The sequence below is a fragment of the Eudoraea sp. genome (assembly GCF_049669105.1).
Taxonomy (GTDB): domain Bacteria; phylum Bacteroidota; class Bacteroidia; order Flavobacteriales; family Flavobacteriaceae; genus Eudoraea.
Window position 1 is genome coordinate 23,312 of the sequence record NZ_JBATKE010000098.1, and the last position, 19,679, is coordinate 42,990.

Here is a 19,679-nt window from a genome sequence, read left to right on the forward strand (position 1 = left end):
ATAATGAATGTTAATTAGACTACTTCCAACGCTTTTACCCTTAATTCCTTTCCCTGAAGGATGCCTTTGAAATTGCTGTGACATTTTGGACAGGCATCATACAAATGCTGCATCTCAAAAACAGTATCACAATCAATGCATTTGCCTTTGGCATCGATGACGTAAATTTTTCTTACCGCATGTTCCAGTACCGTATCTTTCACGGCGGCTGGCCAAACAAAATCGAGCGACTCAAATTCTATACCTGCCAGGGTGCCTATTTCAAGTTCTATTAATGATACCTTATTGGCCTTGGCCTTCGCGGTCTCATCGACCGCGATTTTTACGATTCCCAATGCTACAGACAACTCATGCATAGTATTTTTTCAATCAGCGATTGTGCCGTAAATAACTACAATAGTAGGGATATAATATTTTTATTTTCATGACAAATATCATTTTTTTAACAATTTGGTTACCATAAATTTAAAGCTATCTATCATTTCTTTCACTTTTTATATGGATCGCTAATACGATGTCGTCATGGCCACAAAAACAGAAACAAAAGAAACTTATTATGAAAGTATCATAAAGCAAGGATACACCAGAAGGGATTTCATGAAGTTTGCCACCTATATCACTGCCTATATGGGGTTGGAAACTTCAATGATTGCACAGGTTGCCAAGTCATTGGAAACCACCTACCGATTGCCGGTTATTTGGGAGCACTATCAGGAATGTACCTGTTGTAGTGAATCCTTCATTCGATCAGACCACCCTATTGTGGCTGATATTATTCTGGACAAGATTTCATTGGATTACACCTTGACCCTTATGGCTGCCTCCGGGCATCAGGCCGAAGCTGCCAAAAAGGCAACTATGGAAAAATATAAAGGAGAATACATTCTTTGCGTAGAGGGTTCCGTACCCCTTGGGGATGACGGTAATTATTGCTGTATTGCAGGTAGGTCTGCCAAAGACTTATTGCTCGAAGCAGCTGAGGGAGCAAAGGCCATCATCGCATGGGGAAGTTGTGCCTGCAATGGTTGTGTACAGGCAGCCTATCCGAATCCCACTGAAGCAACACCCATCCATAAGATCATCAAAAATAAACCAATCATCAGGGTGCCCGGCTGTCCCCCAATTGGTGAGGTCATGGCCGGGATTGTGGTACACGTAGTAGCTTTTGGCAGATTGCCCGAACTGGACGGATTGGGCAGGCCTAAAGCCTTTTATTCCAAACGCGTACACGACAGTTGTTACCGAAGACCCTATTACGATGCCGGTCTTTTTGCGGAAACCTTTGATGATCAAAACGCCAAAGAAGGTTACTGTCTTTATAAAGTAGGCTGCCGTGGTCCGATGACCTATAATGCTTGTGGTACTATCAAATGGAATAACGGGGTAAGTTTCCCAATTCAATCCGGGCATGGTTGTATAGGATGCAGTGAAGAAGATTTCTGGGATAACGGTCCGTTTTATGAACGATTAACAGGGCTTGCAGGATTTGGTATTGAAAGTTCTGCAGATACAATTGGTAAAGTGGCGGCTGGCGTATTAGCCGGAGGTTTGGCAGCCCATGCAATTGCTGCGAATGTTTCCAAAAGAAAGGAACTCAAAAGCGAAATATCGAAAGGTAAACAGAACGTGAAAAAATTCGATTCCTAATACAAAAATCATGGCAAATAGAATAGTTGTAGACCCTATCACCAGAATTGAAGGTCACTTGCGAATAGAAGTGGAAGTGAAAGATGGTAAAATTACCGAGGCCTATAGTTCGAGCCCTATGGTTCGAGGTCTTGAGAACATCGTTAAAGGACGTGATCCGCGCGACGTCTGGGCTTTTGTACAGCGCGCCTGTGGCGTGTGTACTACGGTACATGCCCTTGCCTCTGTGCGGGCGGTCGAAGACTCCCTGGGAATTACCGTTCCACCGAATGCGGAAATGGTTCGAAATATTATGGAAGGTGCTCTGTATATGCATGACCATACCGTTCACTTTTATCACCTGCATGCCCTGGACTGGGTAGATGTGGTGAATGCCTTGCAGGCTGATCCTTTAAAAACTTCCGAGCTGGCTCAGAGTATTTCCAGCTGGCCTAAAAGTTCGCCCGGCTATTTTTCAGATGTAAAAAAACGAGTAACCAAATTTGTAGAAAGCGGACAACTAGGCATTTTTGCCAATGGTTACTGGGGTCACCCGCAAATGAAACTCCCTGCAGAAGTAAACCTTCTCGCCGTTGCGCACTATCTGGAAGCCTTAGAATGGCAAAAGGAAATCGTTAAAATACATACCATCTTTGGCGGGAAAAACCCGCACCCTAACTATCTGGTAGGGGGTATGGCCTGTGCCATCAATACTGAAAGCCCCGGAGGCATCAACGCCGAGCGTCTGGCCTATGTAGGCCGCCTTCTTAAAGAGGGTAAACAATTCATTGAACAGGTATATATACCAGATCTTTTGGCTATTGCTTCTTTTTACAAAGATTGGGGTGCCATAGGTAAAGGTTTTGGAAATTATATGAGCTATGGTGATTTCCCTACCAATGGCTATAATGATGTTTCTGGGTTTAAATTTCAACAGGGGATTATCTTAGACAGAGACCTTTCCAAGGTATACGATGTAGATCACAGAAATGAGGATATTGAAGAATTTGTAAACAATTCCTGGTATGACAACTATACCGAAGGACCCGATACAGGTAAGCATCCCTGGGATGGGGAAACCAGTATCAACTATTCCGGACCTAAACCACCATATGAACATTTAGATGTCAGCCAGAAATACAGTTTTATCAAAACTCCAAGGTGGAAAGGCAAACCCATGGAAGTAGGGCCATTAGCCCGCTTGTTAGTAGGCTATGCCAGAGGGAATAAGGAAATTCAGGATGCTGTAAATGGTGCATTAAGTCATTTAGATGTACCCGTTGATGCTTTGTTTTCTACCCTCGGAAGGACAGCTGCACGAGGCATTGAAACGCAATTGGTTGCAAATTGGACTATGGAGTTTTATGACACCTTGCTTCAGAATATTAAAAATGGGGATACCCGTATGGCCAATATGGACAAATGGGAACCCGAAAAATGGGCACCGGAATCCAAAGGGGTAGGCTTTTCAGAAGCACCAAGAGGGGCCCTTGCACATTGGATCAGAATTAAAGACGGTAAAACTGCCAATTATCAATTGGTGGTACCTTCTACATGGAATGCATCACCAAGAGACCCAAAAGGGCAACGTTCTGCCTATGAATCTACCCTTCTCGGGACTCCTGTGGCCGATACGGAATTGCCACTTGAAATAATCAGGACCATTCATTCTTTCGATCCTTGTTTGGCATGTGCCGTGCATTTATATGACGAACATGGGAATCATATTTCCCAGGTACAAAACATCTCGAGTTGTGACATTTAGAAAGTAACGGATCATGAGAACAAGAACTTATAAACGCGTATATGTCTGGGAATTACCCGTCCGTATTTTTCATTGGATTAATGTGCTGGCTATTACCACCCTTGCTATAACAGGCTTTATCATTGCAGATCCGCCTGCCATAATGTCGAACATGGAAGCAAGTGAGAGTTATTGGTTTGGTACAGTTCGGTTTATTCATTTTGGTACAGCCTACATTTTCTTTTTTAATATGATTTTAAGGATTTACTGGTCATTTGTTGGAAACAGATTTTCTAGCTGGAAGTCCTTTATTCCTCGTGATAAGAAGATGTGGCGCAATTTATGGCATGTATTAAAAGTGGATATATTTTTAGCGAATGAGAAACACCCGGATGTGAGGAATATTAGTGTTGGGCATAACACCATGGCAGCCCTTTCGTATGTAGCCTTATTTCTAATTGCTCTGGTCCAGGTTTTTACCGGCTTTGGCCTCTATTCGTCCATGTCGGGATGGTGGCTTCCTAAGCTCTTTGCCTGGGTAGTTCCTTTCCTTGGGGGTGATTTTATGGTAAGGACCATTCACCATTCGGCTACCTGGCTTTTTATTTTGTTCACTCTGATTCATGTTTACCTGGTATTTTACCATGACTGGCTGGAAGGCCGGGGAGAGGTTTCCTCCATGTTTGGTGGATATAAATTTATAAGTCGTGAGCGCCTTTCCAAAAAGAAAGTGAATATTACGAATGTGGAATTGCCAGAAGAAAAAGAACCCGAATCAGTTAACTAATAAACAGGCAATACAGTAAATTAAATAGCGAATGGCCAATTTAGCCCGACCTCCCGTTGCGGTAAGTAGCGATGCTTTTTTCTTTGAAAAGGATAAAACAAGTAGTATCCTTATTCTGGGGGTAGGCAATTACCTGATGGGTGACGAAGGGGTAGGTGTACACCTGATCCAGGAAATGGCCCGAAGAACCCTGCCCGATTATGTAGACATCCTGGATGGAGGGACTGGTGGGTTCTTACTCCTCAATTGTTTTGAAGCATACAGGACGGTTATTTTTGTAGATGCGACTATGGATGGCAAGGAGGCAGGTACCATTAACTTAATTCGTCCTAAATTTGCGTCTGATTTCCCAACCGCACTAAGTGTACATGATGTTGGTCTGAAGGATATGATAGAGGCAGTTTACCTTACCAATTTACATCCGGATATTCATTTATTCACCATCTCTGTTGAAGAAATAACCCCGATGACGGTTGCCTTATCTCCCAAGGTAGCTGCTGCAATCCCTTCGGCGATTGATCAAATTTTGGATCTGTCAGGGAAATTAACCACGGTTCATCCCTAGTGTATTTATGACCTTTAAAATTATTATCCAAGGCCAGGTACAAGGGGTAGGATTTAGACCGTTTGTGTATGTTACAGCCCAAAAGCATCAGGTTACTGGAACCGTTTCGAACAATGAAGAAGGAGTAATTGTCTTAGTTAACGGAACCCGGGAAATTATAGAGGGGTTTTACCAGGAACTCACAAAAAATCCGCCAGGGGTAGCCAGGGTAAAAGGTCACCGCATAGAAGAAGTATCGGCTATGTTTTTTGATGAGTTTTCAATTGTCCCTTCCCAAAAAGGGGGTAAGCTAAACCTGCAATTAACGCCAGATTTTGCCTTGTGTGATGGCTGCCGAGAGGAGCTTTTAAAAGTAAATAACCGCAGGTATTATTACCCGTTTACTACCTGTACCTATTGTGGTCCGAGATGGGCTATTACGAACACTTTCCCTTTTGAAAGGGCACACACTAACCTGCACTCCTTCCATATGTGCCCGGTCTGCCAGGAAGAATATACCAACCCTTTAGACCGAAGGTTCCATTCGCAAACCAACTCCTGCCCAAGTTGTGGTATAGCACTTTCCCTTTCCGATGCAACAGGGAAGGAACTAGCAGCAGATCCACAAGGGATTTTTAAAAAAATAGCCGCTTTAATAAGGGAAGGATACATCATTGCCATTAAGAACACCAGTGGGTATTTACTCTGTTGTGATGCACAGAATGCAACGGCCATACAGACCCTGCGCAATCGAAAACGCAGACCTAAAAAGCCTTTCGCTATTCTGTATGCTTCCTTGAAACAGCTTCAGGGGGAAGTTAGTATAACCCAGGCCCAGGAAATAGAATTACTTTCCCCTGAGCGTCCCATAGTCCTTATTTCCGGTATAGGTTATAAAGGGCAGTTAGTCTTTGATGCCCTGGCGCCGGGACTTAACCAGCTGGGGGTGATGTTGCCTTATTCCGGCCTCCTTGAGTTATTAATGAATGAAGTGCAAACCCCTGTTGTGGCTACAAGCGGTAACATTCATGGTTCACCCATCATTAGCAATATGGAAGATGCACAAAGTTCTCTTGCCCAGGTGGCAGATTATTTTCTGCATCATAACCTTGACATAACTAATGCGCAAGACGATTCTGTGGTAAAATTTACTCCCAAATTTCAACAAAAAATAATATACCGCAGGTCCCGTGGCTACGCACCCAATTACTATGGTCCTCTTCCCTCTTCTACCGAAAAAATTATGGCACTGGGCGGGCATTTAAAAAGTACCATCGCATTTTACCCCAACGATTTTCTTTACCTAAGCCAATATCTGGGCCACCTGGACCATTATGAAGTATTCAACCGTTTTACCGATACCATTGAAACTTTTGTACGACTTTTTGAAACTAAGCCGGAGATTCTTTTGGTAGATAAACACCCGGCTTATTTAAGCACCCAATATGGGAAAGGGCTTGTTAAACAATGGGGTGTAACCTGGCATGAAGTGCAACACCATAAGGCGCATTTTGCTTCAGTATTGGGGGAGCATAATTTATTTGATCAAAACACTCCTGTGTTGGGGGTTATCTGGGATGGGACAGGTTACGGAGACGATGGTCACATATGGGGAGGTGAATTCTTCCGCTACCAACAGAAAAAGATGGAGCGTATTACCCATTTTGAATACTATGATTGGCTGGCTGGGGATAAAATGGCTAAGGAACCCAAATTATCTTTGCTTTCACTTGCCTGTGAAGGCATGGATGACCTTCTGGAATCAAAGTTTGACTCTCGCACCCATGACATCTACAAGACCCTATTGCACAAGAATTCTTTAAAAACGTCTTCTGTAGGTCGGCTATTTGATGCTGTAGCTTCACTATTGGGTATTTGTGATACGAATACTTATGAAGGAGAGGCTGCGATCTTGATGGAACAGTATATCGAGACATACCAACTTTCAAATTGTAAGGCGTATGCTGTAATTCCGGACACGGGTACTATACCAACGTCTGATATTATCAGAAATATCTTTGCTGAGGTAGGGCGTGGAATACCAAGGGAGGCAATAATATGTAATTTTTTATTCACCTTGGCTACCCTAATTTTTCAGATTGCTCGCCGGCAGCGACTTAAGCACATTGCCTTCAGTGGCGGGGTATTTCAAAATGCCATTTTGGTCGATATGTTAAAGGAAATTGGTAAAGACGATTATAAACTCTATTTTAATAGGAATATTTCTCCAAATGATGAGAATATCGCCTTGGGTCAGCTCATGTATTATGCAAACCTAATTAAACAATAATGAAATATCTCAATGAATACCGAAATTTGGAAGCTACCAAGGGGTATCTCAAACTCATCGCACAAACGGTGACCCGGCCCTGGCAGATTATGGAAATTTGTGGAGGACAAACCCATAGCCTGGTCCGGAATGGTATCCTTGAACTATTGCCGGAAGAAGTACAGATGATCCATGGTCCTGGTTGCCCCGTCTGTGTAACTCCCTTACAACTAATAGATAAGGCGGTAGAGTTATTAGAGCAGAATGTAATTGTTTGTTCCTTTGGTGATATGGTACGGGTGCCTGGTAGCAGGAAAAGCCTGCAGGAGGCCAAGGCCAGTGGTGGCGACCTCAGAATACTTTATTCGCCGATGGAAGCTGTAAAAATCGCACGTGAAAATCCGGATAAGGAGGTTGTCTTCTTTGCAGTGGGTTTCGAAACAACGGCCCCGGCCAATGCGCTATCCGTATTACACGCCCAAAAGGAAGGACTAACTAATTATGCCATCTTGGTTTCGCACGTTTTGGTGCCCCCGGCTATGGAAGGGATCCTGGAAGATAAACTTTGTAATATCAAAGCCTTTCTAGGAGCCGGACATGTTTGTGCTATTATGGGAATGAAGGAATATTACCCACTGGCAGAAAAATACAAGATTCCCATCGTTATTACAGGTTTTGAACCTTTAGATTTAGTAGAGGGTATCTATAAATCCGTAAAGCAGCTGGAGGAAGGCCGATATGAAGTAGAGAACCAGTATGCCCGGGTGGTAAAGGAAACGGGTAACCCGGAAGCCAAAAAAGTCATAAATGAAGTATTTGAGGTGGGTGACAGGGCCTGGAGGGGACTGGGGGTGATCCCTAAAAGTGGTTATGTTTTAAAAAAAGCCTATCAGGCTTATGATGCGGAAATAAAATTCGGGATACAGGCCATAACCGCACCGGAAAACCCCGATTGTATCGCAGGACAAATCTTAAAAGGAATTAAAAAACCCCATCAGTGCAGTGAGTTTGGCAAGGCCTGTACGCCGGCAAATCCCCTTGGGGCCCCTATGGTCTCTTCCGAAGGGGCCTGTGCTGCTTATTATCATTATGCAAATAATCTAATTTCCTCCTAAATTATGGATAGTACAAAGAAGGAATATGCCAGCATACATTTAGGCCATGGCAGTGGTGGGTTAATGACCAGGGAATTACTGGATAGTCTTATTTTTAAAACATTTAGCAATCCTTACCTAGACCAGAAGCACGATGGGGCTATTTTTAATATTGAGGGACCTATAGCGGTATCTACAGACAGCTTTGTGGTTTCCCCTATCTTTTTTAAAGGAGGTAACATAGGAGAGCTGGCGGTTCATGGCACAGTCAATGATGTGGCCATGTGCGGTGCTATTCCGAAATTTATTACCCTTTCCTTTATTGTGGAAGAAGGCCTGTCTATGGCAGATTTTACTACAATTATCAATTCCATCAAGACAGCTGCGGATGGCAGTGGCGTGCAGGTTGTAACCGGGGATACGAAAGTTGTGGAAAGAGGTAAGGGCGATAAAATATTTATCAATACTACGGGTTTTGGGGCGGTACACCCAAGGGCTGATATTGCGGCATCTAACATTAGAACAGGCGATAAAATTATTATCAATGGTTATCTGGCTCAGCATGGGATGGCCATCATGTCTCAGAGGGAGGGATTGGAATTTGAATCGACCATCGAAAGCGATACCACTAATTTGAACTATATGGTGAAAGACCTGCTCGACGCCTTTGGTTCACAAATACATTTATTGAGAGACCCTACCCGGGGGGGGTTGGCCAGTATACTTTCAGAAATCGCCGAGGAAATAGAAAAGGGTGTTCAACTTATAGAAAACAGTCTTCCTATTGAAAAACAGGTGGCAGCTGCCTGTGAAATCCTAGGGTTGGACCCCTTGTATGTTGCCAATGAGGGGGTTTTTGTTGTGATTGTAGACAAGGCTATCGAGGCGGAGGTATTGGCTCTGATGCGAAAAGATCCCAAAGGCCAACATGCTATTTCTGTGGGCGAAGTTACAGCGGAACACCCTGGCAAAGTCGTGATGCAAAGTCTCATTGGAGGCAAACGTATTGTAAGTCCCCTTATCGGAGAGCAGTTGCCACGTATTTGTTAGGCGCTTAATATCCAATATACCCCTATTACTATAGCGAAGAGACCACCTGCCAGGCGGATCCCTTTAAAAAAAACATCATTGTGTCCGTTTTTGGAAAGGCTGGCTACTGTTCCTATTACAAAGGCAAAAACAGTCATGGCCAAAACTATCCCAACTCCAAACCCCATAACATAACCAAAGGCCTCGGTTTGTTTTTCAAAACCGAGTACAGGGAGGAATAAAAGAAAATGCGCGATACCTGCCAATCCATGAAGAAACCCAACCGAGAAGGAAGCCCAATGAGATTGTTTAAGTTGGGGACTATGGTGGTGTGCATGGGTGATTTCCTGCCCGTGGTCATGTGTATGGCGATGAATTACAGGAGCCTTCTCGCTATGCACATGCAAATGCGCATGGTTATTTTGTCTTTTGTAGATGTTGTAGAAGGCCCATACCCCGATCCCTATTAGCACAAAGCCTACTAATTGTTCACTATAGTCAGAGATTTGCTCTACAGGGATAAGTTCTTTAAATACCATAAAAAGCAGGCCTATAGACAACATGCCCACCAAATGCCCTATCCCCCAGGATAAGCCAATTTTCCATGCTTTCCTTTTAGATTCAACTGCAAATGGAACTACCGCTGCCAGATGGTCTGGCCCTGTAATTACATGAAGCATAGCAGCTAATAAAGCCGCCGTAAAAGGGAACATTGTTTCCATCATGCAGTTATTTGTGTCGTATAATTAGTGGGCTTCGAGCCAATTTTCTCCGATGCCCAGTTCTACATCCAACGGTACCAGGAGCTCATAAGCGTTTTCCATTTCGGTTTTAATCATAATCTGCAGATCTTCCAGTTCTGGTTTAAAAACGTCAAAGACCAGTTCATCATGGACCTGGAGAAGCATCTTGGTTTTAAAATCACCTTCTTTAAGCTTTCTGTGTATATTGATCATTGCTATTTTTATTATATCGGCTGCGCTTCCTTGTATAGGTGCATTCACTGCGTTCCTTTCTGCAGCACCGCGGACAATGGCATTGCTACCATTTATATCCTTTAAATAACGCCTCCTGCCCAGCACCGTTTGCACATATCCATGTTCCCTTGCAAAGTCTATCTGATCGCTAATATAATTTCTCAGTTTTGGATACGTCTTGTAGTAAGTATCAATTAATTCCTTAGCCTCTGTCCGTGATAGATCAGTTTGATTGCTCAATCCAAAGGCAGACACACCGTAAATTATACCAAAATTCACCGTTTTCGCATTACTTCTTTGATCTCTGGTAACTTCGTCAAGGGGTACATTAAAAACTTTTGAAGCGGTTGAAGCATGAATGTCTTCCCCATTTTTAAAGGCTTCAATCATTGTTGTTTCTTCACTTAGGGATGCAATTATTCTAAGTTCTATTTGTGAATAATCAGCTGCCAAAAGAAGATAATTATCATCTCTGGGAATAAAGGCTTTACGTACCTGTCTGCCTCGTTCGGTGCGTATTGGTATGTTTTGAAGGTTAGGATTATTGCTGCTTAACCTTCCTGTGGCAGCTACAGTTTGCATATAATCTGTATGTACTCTGCCAGTACTTTCTTCAACCTGTTCCGGTAATGCATCAATATAGGTACTCTTTAATTTGGCCAGCCCTCTGTAATTTAGGACATCTTTAATTATTTGGTGTTCTTTGGCAAGATAGGAAAGCACGTCCTCCGATGTGGAATACTGTCCTGTTTTTGTTTTTTTTGGCTTATCTACAAGTTTCAGCTTATTAAACAAAATATCACCTAACTGCTTTGGAGATGCAATATTAAATTCTTCACCAGCTTCTTTGTAGATCTTGACTTCCAGGTTTTTTATATCATTTTCTAAATCTTTTGAAAGCGAATTAAGAAATTTTATGTCGAGGTTTATTCCCTCTAATTCCATATCTGCCAGAACATTTACCAAAGGAATCTCAATATTCCTGAAAAGATCTTCTGTTTTAGCTTCCTTAAGTTCTTTTGCAAACTGCTTTGCTAACTGAAAAGTTATATCAGCATCCTCTACGGCATATTCTGTTTGCCTCTCTAAACTAACCTCACGCATGCTCAATTGGTTTTTACCTTTTTTTCCAATAAGCTCAGTTATAGATACCGGGGTATAGTTCAGGTAAGTCTCTGCTAACACATCCATATTGTGACGCATATCAGGATTTATGAGGTAATGCGCTAACATGGTATCAAATAAACTTCCTTTGACGGAAATATTATATTTGTGAAGCACTTTTATATCATATTTTAAATTCTGTCCGATTTTCTCTATGTTTTCAGCGTCGAAAAAAGGGCGGAGTTGTTCAATTAATTCCTGGGCATTTTCCCGTTCTTCAGGAAAAGGAACATAAAAACCTTTGCCGGCTTCCCAGGAGAAAGCTATTCCAACCAGCTCGGCTACAAGAGGATTTAAAGAAGTTGTTTCCGTATCAAAACAAACTACAGATTGTTTCATTAAATTTTGAAGGAATAATTTCATGCCCATTCCTGATGAGACACTCTGATAAACATGAGATACATCATTTATGGTTTTTCTGCTGGAAAATTCTTTTAAAGTTGCAGGAGAATCGCCAGTACTTCCAAATAGTGAAAACTGACCGCTTCCAGCAGCCTGGGGCTCTTTTTTTGTTTTTGGTTCATTACTGTTCTCTTTTTCATCTGTAACAGCGGCTTCTTCTGAGAAGATCCTTAAGAATTGTTCTTTAAGCCTTCTAAATTCCAAGTCCTCAAATATCTTTTGTACCTCTTCACTATTTGGTTCAGAGAGTTCATAATCCTTGGCATCAAAAGTAACGTCACAGGTCACACAAATAGTAGCTAATTTTCTTGAGAGGCGTCCCAATTCGGCATTTTCTTCCACTTTCTCTTTCATTTTCCCTTTCAGTTTATCCGTATTCGCAAGCAGGCCTTCAAGGGTGCCAAATTCTGCTATAAATTTTTTGGCGGTTTTATCGCCAACTCCCGGAAGTCCGGGAATATTATCGCTGGCATCGCCCATCATGCCCAAATAGTCGATAACCTGTTCGGGATGTTCTACTCCAAATCGATTTTGTATTTCAGGAATTCCCCAAATTTCAATTCCATTGCCCATACGGGAAGGGCGGTACATAAAAATATTTTCTGAAACCAATTGCCCGAAATCCTTGTCGGGCGTAACCATAAATACTTTGTATCCTTCTTTCTCTGCCTGTTTTGCCAATGTGCCAATAATGTCATCTGCTTCCAAGCCAGATACCTCTACGCAGGGAATATGCATGGCTTTAAGAATGTCCTGAATTATAGGTACGGCCACCCGAATAGCGTCCGGGGTCTCAAGCCGGTTTGCCTTATATTCTGCAAATAATTCTGTGCGTTCCGTACTGCCGTCCTTATCGAAACAAACGGCCAGGTGGTCTGGCTTTTCTCGTTTTATTACGTCGAACAAGGAATTTACAAACCCCATGATTGCCGAAGTGTCCATTCCTTTGGAATTTATCCTGGGGTTTTTTATGAGGGCATAATACCCCCTAAATATTAATGCATATGCATCTAATAAAAAAAGTCGCTTCTGGTCTGCCATATTTAGTGTGCTTGTAGAGTTCCAAAACTACAAAGTTTATGTGCTTTAGTAAAGTATTTAAGAGCTTATATAGCTGCTTGCAGTTTTATTAATATGTCCTTGTTCAGAATACACCCTGTAGGTAAAGCCGGGCTGTATGCAATACCCTCCGGTCTCTCCTTTTTTGTTGATGGCAATAAAGCCAATTTGGAAATCCAGTTTCTCATTGTTTTTGGATATGATGCGTTTGACTCCTTCTTCACATGCCTCCTGAGGCGTTTTACCCTGCCTCATCAATTCAACGATAAGAAAACTTCCAACAGTACGAACAACTTCTTCACCAACCCCTGTGGCCGTAGCTCCACCAACTTCATTATCAACAAATAATCCGGCTCCGATAATTGGGGAATCGCCAACCCGACCTCCTATTTTATATGCCATCCCGCTTGTGGTGCAAGCACCGGCAATATCTCCTTTACTGTCAATTGCGAGCATCCCGATAGTATCGTGATTTTCTATGTTTATTACTGGTTGGTATTTCGAAGTTTTTTTCCATTCCAACCATTCCGCCTTCGACTTCTCAGTGAGTAAGTTTTCTTTTTTAAAACCCTTTTGGTAGGCAAACAATTCGGCCCCTTTGCCTGCAAGCATTACATGAGGTGTTTCCTCCATTACTTTTCTGGCAACCGAAATAGGATGGACGATATTTTTAAGATATAACACAGCTCCGCAATTACTGTCTTTGTCCATTATACAGGCGTCAAGAGTAACATTGCCATCCCGATCCGGTCTGCCCCCTTTACCTACAGATTGATTGTTTATGTCTGCTTCTTCAATCATTACCCCCTGTTCTACAGCGTCCAAAGCGGTACCAGCATTGTTAAGAACTTGCCAGGCTTTATTTGTTGCGTTGAGGACATCCCATGTTGCTATGACAATAGGTTTAATCATTTTATTAACTACCTGAGGTTTCTTATCCGTTTCGCAGGAAGCTAATAAGGATGCGGAAAAGATTCCCGCTGTACTTAAGGAAGAATTTTTTAAAAATTTTCTACGTTTCATCTGGGCTGGGTTGCGTACTTTTATAGGTCTAAATATATGAAATGATCGTAGAAGTATGTGCTAATTCCTATCAATCTGCTATTAATGCAGAGGCAGCTGGGGCGGACAGAATTGAGCTCTGTACAGAATTAGCGGTTGGAGGTATAACTCCGTCCTATGGTTTGATAAAGAAAGTTTCAGAAAAACTTAGTATTCCCGTTCATGTTTTGATTAGACCTCGAAGCGGGGATTTCACTTATTCCAAGGACGAGTTTCAGATTATGAAAACAGATATTGCAATCTGTGCAGATCTTGGTATATCGGGAATAGTTTCAGGAGTTTTGTATTCCGACGGTAAACTGGATAAGACACGGACAGGGGAACTGATAGCTGCAGCCGGGGATTTACAATTTACTTTTCACCGGGCATTTGACTGGGTAACGGATCCTTTAAAAACACTGACGGAACTTGAGAATTTGGGAGTAGACTGCATTTTAACCTCGGGAGGAAGACAATCAGCAGAGGCAGGGATAAATCAGTTGGTCTCGTGGAGAAAGAAGGCAGAAAAATGTGTTATTATGCCTGGTGGAGGAATACGAGAACACAACGCACTGATTTTTAAAAATGAAGGTTTTGAAGCGATTCACCTTTCGGGAATAAAGTTTAGTAAAACCATGAATAGAAAACCCCAACTTTCAATGAATACTGCCTCGTATCTCAGAGATGATGAAATTGCTCTTACAGACTTCGAGATTGTTCGTGCCTTAATTCAAAGCGTTAAATAATGGTAAAGATCTAAAGCGATACCCTGTTAAAGAAATATATTTGTAAAAAATAGCATATGTTACGCTGGATTGTTTTTGTAATAATTTATTTTATTTTGGGCTTCTATACCTTACAAGCCTTGAAGACCGCAACCAGGTTTCCCTGGGTTTACTTTGTTTTTGTTGCCATGTCGTTAATAGTACTTGGGAACTTTATTTTTCAATTTACCTGGGGTGAAACAGCCGGCAGGGTTTTAAGCAGGCCTAAAAGTTATGCTTTTGGGTTTTTAGCAGCCATCCTTACGTTCAAAATTATTACGATTATATTTCTTTTTTCTGAAGATATTTTCAGGGTCATTGCGGCCGGGTATCAGAAATTTTACGGCACTACAAGGGAGTTCAGCCTACCGGAGAGAAGAAGGTTTTTGAGTTTAATTGCCATGGGTATCGCAGCAATTCCTTTTGGGGCATTACTATACGGCATGTATAGAGGGAAATACAATTTTAAGGTATTGAAATACAAAATGGAGTTTGAAGATTTGCCCCCGGCTTTTGACGGATATCAGATTACTCAAATTTCAGATATTCACAGTGGAAGTTTTGACAATAGAGGGAAAATCGAATATGCGGTTGATTTGATTAATAAGCAAAAGAGTGATGTTATTTTTTTTACCGGAGATATGGTAAATAATAAAGCGGAGGAAATGAAACCATGGGCTGAATTGTTTTCAAGCCTTAGCGCTGTCGATGGGAAATATTCAATTTTGGGAAACCATGATTATGGTGATTATGTTACCTGGAATACCGAAGAAGAAAAGATGAAAAATTTGGATGAGCTTAAGCTTATGCAAAAGGAAATGGGTTTTGATCTCTTGCTCAATGAGAGTAGATATCTGAAAAAAGAGGAAGATAAATTAGCTTTAATTGGTGTTGAAAATTGGGGAAGAGGTGGTTTTAGAAAGTCGGGTGACTTAAATAAGGCAGCCTCTGAAATTAGTAAGGATGATTTTAAAATCCTATTGAGTCATGATCCATCTCATTGGGAGGATGTAGTTTTAAAAGATAAGTATCATTATCATCTCACATTAAGCGGTCATACGCATGGAATGCAGTTTGGAATAGAAATTCCCGGATGGGTCAAATGGAGCCCGGTTAAATGGCGTTATAAATATTGGGCCGGTATTTATGAGGAACTGGGAGAATTTATAAATGTAAACCGGGGTTTTGGATTTTTGGGCTACCCGGGAAGAGTGGGAATATGGCCGGAAATCACTGTAATTACTCTAATAAAGAAAGATTTAACGTGAATTTAACTTGCATGTTCTGCCCAAAATTATGGGTATACCCGATTTTTTAACATTTTTTCATACATTTGATCTATAACCCAATGTAATTTATATGTCCAAATTCGGTGAACTTATAGATCTAAATATCCCTGTGCTACTTGACTTTTATGCTGAGTGGAATGAGCAATCTACTTCTATGCATCCTGTTCTTCGGGATGTTGCAGCAGCCTTAGGAGATAAAGGAAAGGTTATAAAAATAGATGTTGATAAGAATAAAGAACTATCACAGGCACTTAGAATTAAAGGCCTCCCTACCCTTATGATCTACAAAAAAGGGGAAATGGTGTGGAGACAAAGTGGTGAGCAGGATGCAAACACACTTATTGGGATACTTAACGAATACCTATAAAAAGCAACTTTGTATTTATAGTAATAAACTGTATAATTGTAGAATTAGTTTCCACCACTAACGGTATCCAATTCCATCCCTGAATCTAGTGAGTTACCTGAAAGTGAATCGCCTTCAAGGGGCGAAGTATCTCTCATATCAGGATTAGATTGCTCTAATAATGGAGGCTCTTCCAAGATCTCATCCTTGTAAAAGTGACTGAACCTGTCTATATGCTCATTAAAAATTAAGGATTCTTTTTCTGCCAATTCCCGATCATTATTTTCGATAAGAATATCAATGTTTCTTCTATATGCTTCCATATCACCAATAATATCTTCAATATTATCATATTGTTCGTCCAAAGGAATGCTTGAATAATAGTCCAATCGATCCTGATAAATATTCCTTAACCTATAAAATAAATCTCGGGCTTTCTGTGTTTCTCCTACCTTATAATATCCATCCACATAAGGTTCAACAAAAGCGTAAAAGCCATAGTATTCCAAAGGCATATTTGTCATGGCAATGTTAATCACATCTTTTGCTTTGTCTATTTTGTTTTCTTTTATAAGAGCTTCTGTTAATCGTGCAAGATTACCCCGGAAAGATAAACCTTGTGTTCTGGTTTGTGGATCATGATAGATCTTTGAACTTCCTGAATTGCCCCAATCCCATCCTTTTACGATATCATACATCAGTTCTGTATCTATTCGCCCCATCTCAAAAGAACTTTGATTTTTCGTTTGGATAGGTACTAATTTATAGGCTAATCCCTCCAGCTGTAAATACTCCTTCATCCAAATGTATTCTGCTTTGTCAAAACTACCGCCGGAAAAGTAGATTGGGCGTTTCCAATCATTATTAGCAATGATATCCAGCATCATAATCCTGTTTTTCGGCAGGGCACTTTTCGGCAGGTCAATATCAATATAATCAACAATTAATGCAGAATCTTTTTCTTTGACCAAGCCACTTTCAAGTACGTTTTTCTTGTTAACAGGGACTCTTATTTTGTTAGTTGGATAATATACAAGGTCTAATGTGCTCTCCGAATATTCGCTTAGATCAGCACCCTGTTTTTCAAGTATATATTTGAATTTTGTCTGAGGTTTATTGCTTCCCACCCAATTCATAAAATCCTTGATGTTCCATCTTTTTTCCTCCAAACCAGGAAGACCCTGATAATAAATTACATCCCTGTTGCCATATCTATAAAGATCATGGGTCAGTTGAGAGGGTATAGGCTCACTTTTATAGGCCTTTCGTTTCATTTGATCCACATACCAATCTGTTGCAAAAAGGCTGGTACAAATTATTCGTATATCGGTACGGTATCCCTCAATTTCCTGTGCATACCAGAGTGGAAAAGTATCATTATCTCCAATGGTGAATAACATGGCACCTGCATCTTCCTGGCATGAATCAAGATAGGCCTTGGCACTTGTGCGGGCGGTATAGCGATTAGAACGGTCATGGTCATCCCAATTCTGAAAGGCCATTACCCCCGGGACAGCCAAAAGGCAGATCACAAGGATAACCGGTCCAAGCACCTTTGGATTTATTAATTTTTTAAATTCTTCATAGAGGCCATAAACCCCTAAACCAATCCACAATGCGAAAATATAAAAGGAACCTACAAGCGAGTAGTCACGTTCACGTGGTTGAAAAATATAGGGATTTGTGTAGAATTGAATTGCAATCCCTGTAAAAATAAAAAATACAAAAAGAGCCCAGAATTGCTTAGGATTTTTGGTAAACTGGAAAACCAAACCTATAATGCCCAGAATTAAGGGCAAAAAGAAATACGTATTTCTACCTTTATTATCCAATACATCCTTTGGGAGATTTTCCTGAGTTCCCAAACGAAGACTGTCTATAAACCCAATTCCGCTTAACCATTCCCCATTGCCATTATAACGGCCCTGCACATCATTTTGTTTCCCAACAAAATTCCACATAAAATAACGCCAGTACATATAACCAAATTGGAACTGAAACATATATTTCACATTCTGCCAAACGCTCGGGGGTTCTACTTCCAGATATTCTCCAAACTGCCTTAAAAAGCCAATGTATTGTGCTTCATCTATTTCACCATTGGCAAGACCAGATTTAACTTGGGCCACTGCTTTGCGCAACTCTTCGTTAGATGTCTTCATCCTAAAATTCAAAGGGCCGAAATATTTCATGTAGTTTTCAGCGTTCTGATCACTCCACATTCGTGGTAATAAACCCCTGTGATCTTCGTTGGGCCCCTGCATTGCATTCTTGTATTTATTTACAATAATGTATTTGCCCAATTCTTTATCTTTTTCATATTTGGGTTTATCATCCTTCTCAGGTCCTGCCGGAGCAAACGTATCTGAATAATAAGTGCCATAAATTGGGCTGTCTACCTGCGGGTATTGTTCTCTGTTGTAATAGGCAAGCAATGAACGAGCATCTGAAGGATTATTTTCGTTGACTACAACATTGGCATTTGCTCTGATTGGTAACATAAGCCAGGAAGAAAAACCAAGAAATAAAAACATAGCGCAGAGCACCAAAGTATTGGCTACCCTGTAATTGTTTTTTCTGGTATATCGCAATCCAAAGTAAAAGGCACCAATAAAAACCAAAAGCATAATTATGGAACCCGAATTAAAGGGTAAACCTATGCTATTGATAAAGAAAACTTCGCTCCAGCCAAATAATTTTAGCACGTATGTAAGCGAAAATTTATAGACCAACATTAAAATTGCAATTACACTAATGTTGGCTAAGAGAAAATTCTTAACGGTGGTGGTTTTATATTTTTTGAAATAGTATAATAAACCTATGGTTGGAATTGCCAAAAAGCCCATAAATTGAATACCAAAGGTAAGCCCTACTACAAAAGAAATGAGTATCAACCATCGGTTACCCCTTGGATCCTCAAGGTCATCTGTCCATTTTAACCCTATCCATAACAGCAGTGCCATTATAAAACTGGCCATAGCGTAGACTTCAGTTTCTACGGCATTAAACCAAAAACTATCTGAAAAGGTAAAAGTCAAAGCACCAACAATGCCACTGCTGAATACGGCGATGGCATTACTATTTGTAAACTTATCTTTTTTGGATATTAACTTTCGTGTTAGATTGGTAATGGTCCAGAACATAAACAAAATGGTAAAAGCACTGGAAACCCCAGAAACATAATTTACCATTCTCGCAACCTGGTCCGGTTCCAAAGCGAACATGGCAAAAAAGGCGCCAATCATTTGCAGCAAAGGTGCCCCCGGTGGGTGTGCCACCTGCAATTTCGCAGAGGTAGTAATGTATTCTCCTGCATCCCAGAAGCTACCTGTAGGTTCTACCGTAATAGTGTAAGTAATAAGGGCTATAAAAAAAACGACCCACCCAAGGATGGTGTCCCATTTCTCGAAGTTCTTTGAAAACATGTACTATGAAGTTTACCAGTCTGGGCGAATTTACTAATTAAAATAGATATGGGCTTATATTTTTGTCAAACCTTTAACAGGAGGCTGTCGTGGTTTTTTTTTTTTTTTTTTATAAAAAA

Annotated in this window: 15 protein-coding genes; 10 read left to right on the forward strand and 5 right to left on the reverse strand. The window is 41.0% G+C overall.

All coding sequences use genetic code 11. The features are described 5' to 3' along the window. Positions 1-14 precede the first annotated feature (14 nt). Complete coding sequence (locus tag WBM60_RS08400) at positions 15-356, reverse strand: hydrogenase maturation nickel metallochaperone HypA (RefSeq protein WP_424276614.1); 342 nt, start codon at positions 354-356, stop codon at positions 15-17. A gap of 166 nt (positions 357-522) precedes the next feature. Between WBM60_RS08400 and WBM60_RS08405 the strand changes: the two genes are divergently transcribed. Genes WBM60_RS08405 through hypE form a run of 7 tightly spaced genes read left to right on the forward strand, consistent with a single transcriptional unit; the run spans position 523 to position 9,114 of the window. Next, entirely contained in the window at positions 523-1,647 is a 1,125-nt protein-coding gene (locus WBM60_RS08405) for a hydrogenase small subunit (protein ID WP_424259120.1), read from the forward strand. Positions 1,648-1,657: 10 nt separating this feature from the next. Continuing rightward, complete coding sequence (locus WBM60_RS08410) at positions 1,658-3,391, forward strand: nickel-dependent hydrogenase large subunit (RefSeq protein ID WP_424259121.1); 1,734 nt, start codon at positions 1,658-1,660, stop codon at positions 3,389-3,391. A 13-nt stretch (positions 3,392-3,404) separates the two neighbouring features. After that, positions 3,405-4,157 (forward strand): Ni/Fe-hydrogenase, b-type cytochrome subunit, encoded by a 753-nt coding sequence (gene cybH / locus WBM60_RS08415; protein WP_424259122.1) that lies wholly within the window; start codon positions 3,405-3,407, stop codon positions 4,155-4,157. Between the two features lie 31 nt (positions 4,158-4,188). After that, the gene (locus WBM60_RS08420) at positions 4,189-4,722 is read left to right on the forward strand and encodes a hydrogenase maturation protease (RefSeq protein WP_424259123.1); all 534 of its coding nucleotides are present in this window, start codon (positions 4,189-4,191) and stop codon (positions 4,720-4,722) included. Between the two features lie 7 nt (positions 4,723-4,729). Then, a complete protein-coding gene (gene hypF / locus WBM60_RS08425; RefSeq protein WP_424282956.1) occupies positions 4,730-6,991 on the forward strand; it encodes a carbamoyltransferase HypF in 2,262 nt (753 codons plus the stop codon). After that, a complete protein-coding gene (hypD, locus tag WBM60_RS08430) occupies positions 6,991-8,085 on the forward strand; it encodes a hydrogenase formation protein HypD (protein ID WP_424259125.1) in 1,095 nt (364 codons plus the stop codon). The genes hypF and hypD overlap by 1 nt, the downstream gene beginning before the upstream one ends. Positions 8,086-8,088: 3 nt before the next feature. Further along, entirely contained in the window at positions 8,089-9,114 is a 1,026-nt protein-coding gene (hypE, locus tag WBM60_RS08435) for a hydrogenase expression/formation protein HypE (protein WP_424282957.1), read from the forward strand. Here the strand turns inward: hypE and WBM60_RS08440 are convergent. From WBM60_RS08440 to WBM60_RS08450, 3 genes are read right to left on the reverse strand one after another with little or no spacing between them, the layout of a single operon-like run. Further along, positions 9,111-9,818 carry a hypothetical protein gene (locus WBM60_RS08440; protein WP_424259127.1) on the reverse strand — a complete coding sequence of 236 codons (708 nt, stop codon included), beginning with the start codon at positions 9,816-9,818 and terminating at the stop codon, positions 9,111-9,113. The genes hypE and WBM60_RS08440 overlap by 4 nt on opposite strands. A gap of 21 nt (positions 9,819-9,839) precedes the next feature. Then, entirely contained in the window at positions 9,840-12,677 is a 2,838-nt protein-coding gene (gene polA, locus WBM60_RS08445; protein WP_424259128.1) for a DNA polymerase I, read from the reverse strand. A gap of 57 nt (positions 12,678-12,734) precedes the next feature. Continuing rightward, positions 12,735-13,718 carry an isoaspartyl peptidase/L-asparaginase family protein gene (locus tag WBM60_RS08450; protein ID WP_424259129.1) on the reverse strand — a complete coding sequence of 328 codons (984 nt, stop codon included), beginning with the start codon at positions 13,716-13,718 and terminating at the stop codon, positions 12,735-12,737. Between the two features lie 41 nt (positions 13,719-13,759). Here WBM60_RS08450 and WBM60_RS08455 point away from each other — a divergent pair, with 41 nt between their 5' ends. From WBM60_RS08455 to WBM60_RS08465, 3 genes are all read left to right on the forward strand, one after another. Then, entirely contained in the window at positions 13,760-14,482 is a 723-nt protein-coding gene (locus WBM60_RS08455; protein WP_424259130.1) for a copper homeostasis protein CutC, read from the forward strand. A 56-nt stretch (positions 14,483-14,538) separates the two neighbouring features. Further along, a complete protein-coding gene (locus tag WBM60_RS08460) occupies positions 14,539-15,768 on the forward strand; it encodes a metallophosphoesterase (RefSeq protein ID WP_424259131.1) in 1,230 nt (409 codons plus the stop codon). Between the two features lie 91 nt (positions 15,769-15,859). Continuing rightward, complete coding sequence (locus tag WBM60_RS08465; RefSeq protein ID WP_019670695.1) at positions 15,860-16,156, forward strand: thioredoxin family protein; 297 nt, start codon at positions 15,860-15,862, stop codon at positions 16,154-16,156. A 44-nt stretch (positions 16,157-16,200) separates the two neighbouring features. Here WBM60_RS08465 and WBM60_RS08470 read toward each other — a convergent pair whose 3' ends face one another. Next, positions 16,201-19,560, reverse strand: a complete 3,360-nt coding sequence (locus tag WBM60_RS08470) for a DUF2723 domain-containing protein (protein WP_424259132.1) — start codon at positions 19,558-19,560, stop codon at positions 16,201-16,203. Between the last annotated feature and the right edge of the window lie 119 nt (positions 19,561-19,679).

What these genes read in the sequence shown, in the direction of transcription:
- hypF (WP_424282956.1), top strand. Translation starts at nt 4,730, where the DNA reads ATGACCTTTAAAATTATTATCCAAGGCCAGGTACAAGGGGTAGGATTT.
- cybH (WP_424259122.1), top strand. Translation starts at nt 3,405, where the DNA reads ATGAGAACAAGAACTTATAAACGCGTATATGTCTGGGAATTACCCGTC.
- WBM60_RS08465 (WP_019670695.1), top strand. Translation starts at nt 15,860, where the DNA reads ATGTCCAAATTCGGTGAACTTATAGATCTAAATATCCCTGTGCTACTT.
- WBM60_RS08440 (WP_424259127.1), bottom strand. Translation starts at nt 9,818, where the DNA reads ATGATGGAAACAATGTTCCCTTTTACGGCGGCTTTATTAGCTGCTATG.
- WBM60_RS08405 (WP_424259120.1), top strand. Translation starts at nt 523, where the DNA reads ATGGCCACAAAAACAGAAACAAAAGAAACTTATTATGAAAGTATCATA.
- WBM60_RS08460 (WP_424259131.1), top strand. Translation starts at nt 14,539, where the DNA reads ATGTTACGCTGGATTGTTTTTGTAATAATTTATTTTATTTTGGGCTTC.
- WBM60_RS08410 (WP_424259121.1), top strand. Translation starts at nt 1,658, where the DNA reads ATGGCAAATAGAATAGTTGTAGACCCTATCACCAGAATTGAAGGTCAC.
- hypD (WP_424259125.1), top strand. Translation starts at nt 6,991, where the DNA reads ATGAAATATCTCAATGAATACCGAAATTTGGAAGCTACCAAGGGGTAT.
- polA (WP_424259128.1), bottom strand. Translation starts at nt 12,677, where the DNA reads ATGGCAGACCAGAAGCGACTTTTTTTATTAGATGCATATGCATTAATA.
- WBM60_RS08455 (WP_424259130.1), top strand. Translation starts at nt 13,760, where the DNA reads ATGATCGTAGAAGTATGTGCTAATTCCTATCAATCTGCTATTAATGCA.
- hypE (WP_424282957.1), top strand. Translation starts at nt 8,089, where the DNA reads ATGGATAGTACAAAGAAGGAATATGCCAGCATACATTTAGGCCATGGC.
- WBM60_RS08470 (WP_424259132.1), bottom strand. Translation starts at nt 19,560, where the DNA reads ATGTTTTCAAAGAACTTCGAGAAATGGGACACCATCCTTGGGTGGGTC.
- WBM60_RS08450 (WP_424259129.1), bottom strand. Translation starts at nt 13,718, where the DNA reads ATGAAACGTAGAAAATTTTTAAAAAATTCTTCCTTAAGTACAGCGGGA.
- WBM60_RS08400 (WP_424276614.1), bottom strand. Translation starts at nt 356, where the DNA reads ATGCATGAGTTGTCTGTAGCATTGGGAATCGTAAAAATCGCGGTCGAT.
- WBM60_RS08420 (WP_424259123.1), top strand. Translation starts at nt 4,189, where the DNA reads ATGGCCAATTTAGCCCGACCTCCCGTTGCGGTAAGTAGCGATGCTTTT.